Origin of the sequence: Paracoccus benzoatiresistens (assembly GCF_026913015.1) — a bacterium.
In the GTDB taxonomy this organism is placed as follows: Bacteria; Pseudomonadota; Alphaproteobacteria; order Rhodobacterales; family Rhodobacteraceae; genus Paracoccus; species Paracoccus benzoatiresistens.
In genome coordinates, this window is the sequence record NZ_JAPTYD010000087.1 from 1 (window position 1) to 10,310 (window position 10,310).

Annotated in this window: 7 protein-coding genes and 2 pseudogenes; 6 read left to right on the forward strand and 3 right to left on the reverse strand. The window is 55.5% G+C overall.

All coding sequences use genetic code 11. The features are described 5' to 3' along the window. Positions 1–207: 207 nt before the first annotated feature. Positions 208–1,173 (forward strand): YonV C-terminus-related protein, encoded by a 966-nt coding sequence (locus OU682_RS22380; RefSeq protein WP_268944412.1) that lies wholly within the window; start codon positions 208–210, stop codon positions 1,171–1,173. A 1,095-nt stretch (positions 1,174–2,268) separates the two neighbouring features. On the opposite strand, the gene OU682_RS22385 is transcribed toward OU682_RS22380, so the two are convergent. Together OU682_RS22385 and OU682_RS22390 are read right to left on the reverse strand one after the other, a co-directional pair. After that, positions 2,269–3,495, reverse strand: coding sequence for a tyrosine-type recombinase/integrase (locus OU682_RS22385; protein WP_268944413.1), 1,227 nt, complete (start codon positions 3,493–3,495; stop codon positions 2,269–2,271). 818 nt (positions 3,496–4,313) lie between these two features. Then, on the reverse strand, positions 4,314–5,369 hold the full coding sequence (locus tag OU682_RS22390; RefSeq protein WP_268944414.1) for an AraC family transcriptional regulator: 1,056 nt from the start codon (positions 5,367–5,369) through the stop codon (positions 4,314–4,316). 249 nt (positions 5,370–5,618) lie between these two features. Between OU682_RS22390 and OU682_RS22395 the strand changes: the two genes are divergently transcribed. Then, positions 5,619–7,064, forward strand: a complete 1,446-nt coding sequence (locus OU682_RS22395; protein ID WP_268944415.1) for a DUF1254 domain-containing protein — start codon at positions 5,619–5,621, stop codon at positions 7,062–7,064. A 238-nt stretch (positions 7,065–7,302) separates the two neighbouring features. Here the strand turns inward: OU682_RS22395 and OU682_RS22400 are convergent. Next, positions 7,303–7,807 (reverse strand): annotated as a pseudogene (locus OU682_RS22400) (transposase); the annotation flags it as partial. 200 nt (positions 7,808–8,007) lie between these two features. Here OU682_RS22400 and OU682_RS22405 point away from each other — a divergent pair. The 4 genes and pseudogenes from OU682_RS22405 to OU682_RS22420 all read left to right on the forward strand — a co-directional run bounded on the left by OU682_RS22405 (position 8,008) and on the right by OU682_RS22420 (position 10,292). Next, entirely contained in the window at positions 8,008–8,433 is a 426-nt protein-coding gene (locus tag OU682_RS22405; protein WP_268944416.1) for a hypothetical protein, read from the forward strand. After that, the gene (locus OU682_RS22410) at positions 8,426–9,010 is read left to right on the forward strand and encodes an ABC-three component system protein (RefSeq protein WP_268944417.1); all 585 of its coding nucleotides are present in this window, start codon (positions 8,426–8,428) and stop codon (positions 9,008–9,010) included. The genes OU682_RS22405 and OU682_RS22410 overlap by 8 nt, the downstream gene beginning before the upstream one ends. Continuing rightward, positions 8,998–9,500, forward strand: a pseudogene (locus OU682_RS24170) (ABC-three component system middle component 2). The gene OU682_RS22410 and the pseudogene OU682_RS24170 overlap by 13 nt, the downstream one beginning before the upstream one ends. A 138-nt stretch (positions 9,501–9,638) precedes the next feature. Further along, positions 9,639–10,292 carry a Gfo/Idh/MocA family protein gene (locus OU682_RS22420; protein WP_268944419.1) on the forward strand — a complete coding sequence of 218 codons (654 nt, stop codon included), beginning with the start codon at positions 9,639–9,641 and terminating at the stop codon, positions 10,290–10,292. Positions 10,293–10,310: the final 18 nt, after the last annotated feature.

Below are 10,310 nucleotides of genomic sequence, written 5' to 3' on the forward strand. Positions count from 1 at the left end.
CAAGTCACTGTCCTATCCCGCCCACCCGAAAAGTAGAGGAAATGAAGAGGGGCGGACAACTACGCTGACACAGGGGGTAATTCAGACAGATTTGCGAGAAAACTCAATTTTAAGTCTCCAGAAGGAAAGGGGATTAAATCAGAAGAGGTCCTTAGGCTACTAGAGCAAGGAGAGAACGTATCTTGTACTCATGCGTTACTGCTCAACATGGACAGTCGGCACTGGAAACTGATTCAGGACCTTGGCTACCATTTGGTTCTAGATGAGGAACTGGCAGTAGTTGAACGCTTCGATGATGCAAAAAGGGGCGATCTCAGGGTAATGGTGGATTCCGGACTTGCGGAAGTAAGTGAGCCACTCTTTCGTGTCAAGGTAACGCGGCCGGTTGAGTTCTATAGAAATAGTTCGCATCAAAACATCGCAGAGGCGGCGCAAGAGGGTTATCTTTTTACTGCAAAAAATACTTCACAATACAATTTTATGGTTACTATGGTTCCGGTGGAGTTGTTCAAGTCTTTCAGGTCCGTACTCATCCTAACTTACATGTTTGAAGGTTCTGTTTTAGACCTCTATCTTCAACTACATAGTTTGAAGTGGGAGTACGTAGACCTTCCCCTTCATAAGACCAGCAAAGAGGTGGTAGGACAACTCAGGAGCTTGATCACCTTTAAAACCATACGGAGTTTGGAGGGGCTCTCTAGGTTTACTCTTAGCCACACATGGTATGCAGGGGCACGACAGGAACAGCTTCTAAGGGTGGGTGCAGCAGTTGCTTCTGTCAGACGCCAAGAGGGCCCTGAGAGGCTTCTACTAACCTTACCGAAAGAGTATGCTCTGAGAGGTCGTAAGTCTGTCTGTAGGACAAAGGACGCACCTGCTATGGCGCAGTGGCTTTGGGCTGGGATGAGGGCGACAAACGAACATGCACACAAGGACGTGGTGCTTCACCTATACAACCGCTTTCCCAATGAAAACGTGAGGGTCTACTTCGAGCAACACGGATTGAAGTTGGATAAGGATCGGTTCGCCTTGGCCGAAATGATCCAGTTTGTTTTTAGAAGTGCAGTCAGGAATGGGAAGGCAATCTCTCTCTATGTGGGGTCTACAAGAATGAGGCGGCTATTTGAGCAGTGGCTAGACCAGACTGACTCAAGGGAACTAATGGCTGCATAATGCGGCAAATCCGCCGAAACCGCCCTGTAACTCTCTGGAATCTCATGGTAAATTGACCTACGTCCTATAAAAAAAGTGTAAATAAAAGTAGAATGCGAGGAAAAGTAGAACGAGCGCAGCGGATCAGCGTATAGCTATCGCTATCCTCTGCCCTTCCACTACGTGAAAGGTAAAACCTTGACTCATGGTCTTTGACCAATTTCAGAATCTACAAGCTATCTAAATAATGACAATACTACAGCTAAAGGTCAATCTGTTAATTATTTATTAAAAAATGATTGATCATCTAATCTGTAGTATTGTTCTTGTCGAAGCTAAAGCTTCTCCACTGCCGCTATCGCGCCAGGCTAAGGCAGAACGGACTATAGTGAGTTGTGGATCTACATAAAATAATAAATTAACTTGTTGTAGGATTGAAAACTATAGTTATGGACCACGCCTTCCTTCAGTGATCATAAATTCTACTCGTTGTAGGTTTGCTTATTTTGTAGGAGCTCGACGGAAGTAGAGTTGCGCGTTTTTTGAGAGACTTCGCGCGTTTGCACTTACCGTCAATTCGTCCAAACAGAACAAGTCCTGACATTCGTTCCCGGCATGCCCCTACTGCATTCATCAGCGGTAAGGGACTGTTTTGGGTAGATTAGGGATGAACGCCTACCACTCCAGTCATGACCTCACAGAGCCGCACGGGGTTGCCCTACAGAGGCGCTAGACGGTTCTGGTATATCGCCCTACGTGGATTGGCGAACGCCTCTGTATGGCTCTTCTACAGCCTCACTTAAGGAGGTTGGTGAGTGGGTAAGGAGCACTATTCACATAGATACGCGATATGATTGAAAACGGGTCCTAGGTATGGGTCCCGGTCAAAGACCTCCTGTTGGTACGTAGCCGTCTTAAACCCCTTTGACTGGCAGAACTGTTGCGCTCTTTGCTGAGTTCCATTTACTCGGGATTCACGTGTTGACCACATAATTTCGTTTATGTTCGCAACACCTACCTTAACGACACTCCCATCAAATCCCAGAATGCTGGGCTGTGCAGGGGTGGAGCAAGCGCTCAACAGCAAGCATAGTGCTAATACTCTTTTCATGTAGATTAATCCCACTTGAGTTTATTAATTGTGTCGTGCAGTAACTGGAAGTCCAGCCGTTTCCCAGAATACAAGCCATAGGTGATAGTGGGCACGTCGTGTCCAAGTAAGTTAGCAGATACGTTTTCTGCGATTCCTAGGCGTTCCAACTGTGTAGCCACCCCCTTCCTAAAGGAGTGAAATACAAGATTCTTACCATATCCGCAAGCTGTCTTCAGTCTGCCAAACCTCTTTCCTATGGCATTGGACCTATCACCGTACTTGTTGAAGCTTAGACCTGATATGAGGTAGCCATCTTTTGATGATTTAGCCAAATCTGCTACAAGTTTTACTATTTTTTTGTGTAGGGGAATGGTCCGCCAGCCGCTTTCAGTCTTTGCATCTTGGATTAGGATACGATCTTCCTTAACTGCCTCTAGTTTTAAGCTACACAACTCCTCTATTCGACACCCTGTATAAACTCCTAGTCGCATGAGGGTTTCAACTTGGCTATCTTTGCAAGCTTTTAGTAGTTTTTGGTAGTCCTCAGGTTCGAAGTGCGTTCTTTTGACAGCTACTTCCTGCTTTCTGGTTCTTGTTCTTGCTGGAACTACATCTTTAAAGGGTTCAGGTAGAGTTAGGTCGTGTCTATCTACAAGATATTTCCAATATTGCCTTAGGTGAGAGACAATACTGCGGCAGGTTGTAGCCGAAAGCCCCTGTTCCGCTATCAGATCAGTCTCAATCCAGTTCTTTACTTCTCTATTTGTGGCATCTTCGGCATATTTGAACTTCTTTAAGAACCTTTTTACGGTAGAAAGCCTCATATCCTTAGATTTCGGCTCAATGTTGGTGAGTGTTTTCTCGTAATCAGCTACAAATTGTTTAAGGGGGAACTTCTTTCCATATAGGACTTTTGACAGATCATGTCTGTTCTTCTCTAGATCACTCATTTCCTCACTGGTTTGAGGAGTTAGGATCATAGCAAGGTCTACAGGATCGGGCTTTTTCTGCTCCGCCATCTTCTTTCTGACAAGGACGACCCTATCAAGATTGGATGAACTTCCTCTAGCTGCGTCGATCTCTGCCTTCCAGACAGCTACAAGGGCATGTTTCCTGATTTCAGCGACTTTGAGGGAGTCTGTATGTAGGGTTTCTTTGAACCTGGTTTTGCCGAACTTGCTACGTAGAGCCTTTGGGATTTCCAGTGTCGCGTACCATCCCTTGCGCTGTTTGATGAGATATTCCGGCATAGTTCACCCTGTAGACGTGCGTAGAGTGACAACCACCTACGCTAACCACCTACGTTCACCACTCTAACCCCATGGCAGTCAATGAAAATAATGAGTTAACCCTCGTATGCGGAACTTCCCTCACTGTCCGCCATTTGCCTTTTCGAAACCTGTCTATTTGTCCGGCAGTGACTGGTTTTTCGCCATATTTTCGAGGGTTAGTATGGGCAAGGGTGTTCACAAGCTGCGGCGTAGCCAGGTCTTGATTCGCTCTCTAACAACTGCTTTTCTCCAGACCTGATGACTGCGCCCAAACAGTGAACAGCCTACAAGTTGCTCAATTTGTGTAATCTTCTTGACGACGCGCGGTGGTTTGGATCCGAGGGCTTCGAAGGCTGAAGGATCTACGGTCGAACCGCATCAGTTTCAGCGCCCTTAACTGGTAGCAATGGCGGCCACTTCCTATCGTAAGGGGACTATAGCCTTACGCCTTCATCATGCAGAGCCACTGGCTGCTATATGGGAGAGGGGCATGAGGCTAGCAGTGACCCGATGGGCGGCAAGCAGACCTGCGGCGGCGCGGCAGAACCTCGCAAGGAATGCCCGTGGCGGACATCTGATCGGGCGGCGAGGTAGCAGTGACGAGACCAGGCAAGCAAACGCGATGAGCCGTTCTCCGACGTTCACCGCTTCTGCAACGAATGCGGGTGCAGCAAGCGCAGTCGGCCCGTCGCTGACATTCAGGCAGGCCGCGGCGAATGTCGTGAAACCTGTGCTGCCACCCTCTCAACATGCGAGGTTTGCCGGAGGTAGCCAATCCCCGGCAAGGATCGAGGCCTTCAAGCGACTGACCATGACTCCGTCCGGCCTCGTCGCCAACTGGAGGGCGAAGTCCCGCTCCACCTTCGGAAAGCCCTGCTGAAAACAGCGAGCGATGCAAAACCGAGAACATCTGCGACCTCCGATATCGGGATGACCGTCAACCCGAGCAGTTCACACGCGACGGCGTAGCGGACCCGGTCGAGGAGGTTCTCGAAGGTCTCTCCCTCATCCTTGAGGCGCCGTCGCAGGGTGCGGGGATGTATGCCGAGTTCCCGGGCGACGGCCGACATCGTGGGACCCTCGTAGTGCAACTGGTGTCTGATCGAATGGCTCACCCTGGTTGCAAGATCGGCTGCGGTCCTGGGATTCATGTCCCGGATGACCGCAAGCAACCTCTGCCTCTCGGCCGGGTCGGCCCTCAGCGGCGCTTTCCGCATCGCAGCCTCTGGCAGCATTAGTCCGCTCCGGGGCTGGTTGAACTGCACCGGCAGGTTGAGAAGCCTGCTGTAGATCGCCCGGTGCTGGTCCGCTCCGTGCGAGAAATGTGCGCTGGCCGGCTTGGCGGTGCCGTTCGTAAGTTCCTGCACCATGCGCATGCCGACGCTGACCACGGTATCATAGAGAACCCGCGCGCCCGGCGCGGACGGGGCGTAGGTCCCGTATCCGAAGTCGTACTTGTCGCCGAACTGGTTCAGATAGACGATCGCGCCGCTCGAGTACCCAGGCTGACGGGTCACGAAGTCGACGATGGCCTGCTTGAGCGTCGGCGCGCTGTGCATCAACTGCCCCATGACGCCGTGATGCCTGAGCAACTCGAACCGACGCCCGAGCAGAAGGCCGATGTATGAGCATCCGGAGATGCGCGCTGCGCGCTCGAGGATAAGGAGGAGGTCCGGAAAGGCGAGTCGAAGATCAGGTGACAGAGAATGAGGCGCGATGCCGCTGCCGTGGAAGACAGCGGCCGGATCGGCGCCGAGCACGTGCAGGACATCCGGGAGTTCCGAAAGCACACCGACGCGCTGCATCGGCTTGCGGTTTGTCACGTCGCCGATGGCTTTTGTCCTTTGGAGCAAAGCGCCACACCTGATCGGGATGTATCATTATCGGCAGTTGTCCGGTAGTCGGATTCCGACCCAGCTCAGCGCCCGCCAACCACTTCGAGGCGAGGATCTCGGCCAAGGCCAAGGATTCTGGTCGGCGGATCCGCGAGGGTCCGCCGGATCGGGCGCGCGCCGGGATGGCCGCAGGCCACCCGCTGCGCTCGGCCATCAATCGCCCCGGCAGCACGCGTGCGCCGGACAGATCGGGAGGGAAGTACCATCATGGACATCACGCGCAGGGCGCTTTCGGCGGGAGCCCTTGGACTGACCGCCGCAACCATCTTCGCAGGCCGCGAGGGCGCCGCCCAGGAGGCGTCGGTCGGCGACAAGTTGCTGAACAGATCCGACTTCTGGACCGCGCTCGAGGCCTACACCTTCGCCTATCCGCTGGTCACGATGGAATATACCCGGCGCGTCATGACCAATGTCGCCAAGCCCGAGGGGACCAAGGCGCCGATGGGACAGATCGGCCGCCTGCGCCAGTATCCGGACTCGTCCTTCACGGACGTGACCGCGCCGAACGCAGACACGCTCTACACCTACGGCTTCTTCGACGTCACCAAGGAGCCGTACGTGGTGAGCATTCCGGACATGGGCGACCGCTTCGCGCTCTTTCCCATGCTGGACGGCTGGACGAACGTCTTCGAGGTTCCGGGCAAGCGGACGACGGGGACTGCGGCGCAGACCTATGCGATCACGGCGCCGGGGTGGAGCGGGACGCTGCCGGAGGGCGTGACGGGGTACAAGTCACCCACGGGGATGGTCTGGCTTCTCGGCCGCATCTACTGCACGGGAACGCCCGAGGACTACGACGCCGTCCACAAGCTTCAAGATGCGGTCACCCTGGTTCCGCTCAGCGCCTATGGCACGGACTACACGCCGCCCGAAGGTCCGGTGGATGCCTCCATCGACATGAAGACGGCGGTGCGCGACCAGGTCAACGCGCTGAGCGCGGTGGACTACTTCACGCTCTTCTGCGAGCTGATGAAGACCAATCCGCCGTCCGCCGCGGATGCGCCCCTGATCGAACGGCTGGCCGAGATCGGTATCGTTCCGGGCCAGGACTTCGACGCGAGCAAGTTCGACGTCGCGCTGCGGGAGCGTCTGCCCCAGTTGGCCTTCGCGCGCATCATGCTGCACTTCAAGGAAAGCGACGGGGACTTTACCCACGTCAACGGCTGGAACTACACGACAAAGACCGGCCTTTACGGCACGTCGTACCTTCAGCGCGCGCTCATCACGGCGATCGGACTCGGCGCCAACCGCCCGCAGGATGCGATCTATCCGACGAGCACGAAATCCGGGAGCGGGATGATCCAACGCAAGTATAATGGATCGGAGAACTACGTGCTGACCTTTTCCAAGGACCAGCTGCCGCCGGTGAACGGGTTCTGGTCGATAACCATGTACAATGACCAGTATTTCTTCGTCGCGAACCCGCTGAACCGCTATTCGATCAGCGCGCGCCAGGATCTGAAGGCCCGTCCGGACGGCTCGGTCGAGATATACATCCAGAACGAGTCCCCCGGTGCAGACAAGGAGTCGAACTGGCTTCCCGCTCCGAAGGGCAATTTCATCTTGATGATGCGTCTTTACTGGCCGAAAGAGGGCAATCCGTCGATCCTCGACGGCTCGTGGATCATCCCCCCGGTCACCAAGGTCACCTGAGTTCAGTCACGCAACGCGCGTCCGGCTTTGGACCGAGGCTGCGCGTCGAGGATCTGTAGTGCATGTGGGCGGCCGATTTGGTCCTCCCGCTCTCCGAAACGGTCGTCTTGGGCCCGGTCCTGCCGCACCCGCAAAGTGCTCCGCGCTCTGTCACACAAGAATTGGTCCCTTCACCTTGGACCTGTTCACCCGAGCCTGCTTGTCGGAGGTTCCAAACGTCTTCGGTTCGGCCCAGGTCTGCGTCCTGTGCCTTATGATCGCCTCGCCGTGACCGGATCTGCCCTGCAGGCAGCCAATTCAGGTTCGACCGGGCCATGCCCAGCGTCTCCGGCACCGCCGTCACCGGAAATCGCTGCTTAACGGGGACCGCACGAGCAAGGTCGGTTTTTTGCCCGTGACCTGTCCAGCGCCTCGCGCAGGCTCCGCCTCAAGCGTCTTGCGCTCGAACTGGCGCGCGAGTTCGCGGATGCGCTTCTACGCTACAAACGCTCCACTGGACCGTCTGCTTGGCGCTTGCAGTCCCTCTCGCGCACGACACGATTGCCGGTGACATCGTCGTCCTCGGCCACGGCAACGCCTTCCCCTTTAAGCCTCAGGCACCGCCAACAATACAACAGGTTCGGCGCCATGCCATTGCGCCGCGCGACGATCGAGAGGCTGGCGTAATCCTCCAACGTCTCCTCGACGATGCGCAGCTTCTCCGCCGCGCTCCAGCGCCGACGACGGCCGCCATCGGTGATGATCTCTACGTTAGCCTTTGCTCAGGCATAAGCCTAAGCTTCCGCGTTCAGGCCCGGGTGCCCGGTCGAAACGGGGGCCAGTTAGGGCGAAAGCCGTCTGACGGCAACGCAGCATGGCAGTCGCGGCGAAACTGGGAAAGCGGTCAGTCTGTGGTTGCGTTCGGTAAGTTGAACGCGGACTGATTTACAAATGCAACGCACTTATGGGGACAAACTATCAATACAGACGACAGCTCCTGGCGCTTGATGACGACCAGCTGGAAGAATTCGTCCGCCAGTGGGCGCTCAAGAAGACCGAATACGCAGAGGTGGAACGCTTTACCGGGACGGGAGACATGGGAAGGGACGTGGTCGGGTTCCTGTCCTCCCAGCGACATGAGGGTGCATGGCACAATTATCAGTGTAAGCAGTATGGCCGCACACTGCCTACTGACACAGGAATCTCCGAGCTTGGCAAGGTTTTGTACTATAGCTTCAAGGGCGAGTTCACCGCACCGGAAAAGTTCTTTTTCGTAGCGCCGCGTGGCATCAATCGAAACCTTAAATCATTGATTTTCAAGCTATCGAAGTTCAAGACGACCATGATCGATGAGTGGGGAAAATACTGCGCCAACGCTATCGTTGAATGAACACATCTCGCTGGACGACAAATTAAAGGCCTTTATCGAGGCCTGGGATTTTTCCCGTCTATCCCCGATTTCCGTCGACATCATGCTTACCGACGTAGCTGCTATCCCTGTGCTGTATCACTGGTTTGGCGCGGATCCTGGGCCCGCTCCCGTCGGCATGGCCCCCCTCGATGTCCAACCGACCGAACTGCCGTATATTCAGGGACTGCTGGATGCCTACGGTGAACGGGAAGGAGCCGCTTTTGCCGACCACAATGCAGCTGGTGCGCATGCGGTCCATGGACCTCATCTTCGCATGCAGCGCGAACGGTACTTCGACGCTGACGCGTTCACCCGCTTCTACAGAGATAACACCACGCCAAAGGACACCGACGATCTCAGGAACGAGATACTTCATGGCATCTATGAGACCCATGCTGCCAAGCATGACGACATTCTGTCGCGCGTCAACGCCGTGATGATTCAGGCTGGTAATACACAGCCGGCTGGGCCGTTAGCCAAGTATGCGCGCACACCTGTCAAGCAGGGCATCTGTCATCACTTCGTCAATGAGGGGCAACTGAAATGGAAGCTGTAGACGCCTCGCGGCCACCCCCATTGTTCAACAGCGCTCTGGAGACCGGCGTGCGTGCGTTGGTGTTCTTGGATGCAGCGTTTCCCCGCGTGTTTGACCTAGCGCAGCTAACATGGTTTGACCACCTCGTAGTGCATACCGCCGACGTCGGTGGGCCAAAGAGTCTGCATCCGGACCTGCCTCAACGCACCGGAGAGTTGCTCATGCGCCGACGTGTGTCGAGGAAGGTGTTCTGTTGATGCGTCGCTTGCACATGATAAATGCGATCGCCGATGTAAATGGCATCGCCTATCAAGCCTCAGAAGATGCGTCCGCCCTGGTAGAGACTATGCACACGCCTTACGCTCTCGATCTCAAAGCACGGGCGGAATGGTTGGCCCAGAAGTTGCACGAGCTTTCTAGCGACCAGCTGGCCGATCTGATAGCGGATAAAATCGGGCGTTGGGCGGTTGAGTTCCAAGGCGAAGCCGGGCCAAAGAGCTCGGCGACATGACCGCGCTACGACATCCAATGGTGATCAAGGGACTTTCGTTTACCGGTCCGGACCGTCCTCTCGCCAACGTCGATTTCAGTCGCGGCCTGAGTCTAATCTTCGGCGCCTCCAACACTGGTAAGTCCTTCATGGTCAAACTTGGCTTATGCTGTAACGCGCAGCCCTGAGCGGCGAGCCGCATTCGAAGCAAGCTACCGCATCGCTGCGACCGACGATCTGCATGCTGTTCTTGGTGACCCGGCTGTCGATGCGGTGATCCTGCTGACTCCCGCCGACAGTCACCGCGATCTGGGCGGGCGCATCCTTTCGGCAGGCAAGCACCTTCTGATCGAAAAGCCGGCAGGGTTGGTCACGGATGACACCCGGTTTCTCGCCGATCGGGCAAAGGCATCAGGCCTGCTGGCGGCATCCGTGCTGCAGCATCGCTTTCGTTCTTCCGTCCAGGCTGTGGCAAAGATCATCTCGTCCGGAGAGCCCGGCAGGCTCTGCGGCGTTCACTGTCTGATCCCATGGTGGCGACCCCAGGCCTATTACGATCAGCCAGGTCGCGGGACATATGCCCGCGACGGTGGGGGCGTAATGCTGACCCAGGCGATCCATACGCTCGACGTCCTGCGTGCCTTGTGCGGCGGTGCCAGGATCAGCGCTGCACATTCCGTGACAAGTCACCTTCACCGAATGGAAGCCGAGGACATGGTCTGCGCATTGGCGACTTTCGGGTCTGGCGCAGTTCCCGGTCGTGTCTCGGAAGTGGTAGAAATTGGACAGTGGCGTAATCTCCGGGTGAACTGACACCCACCCAACCGGCGG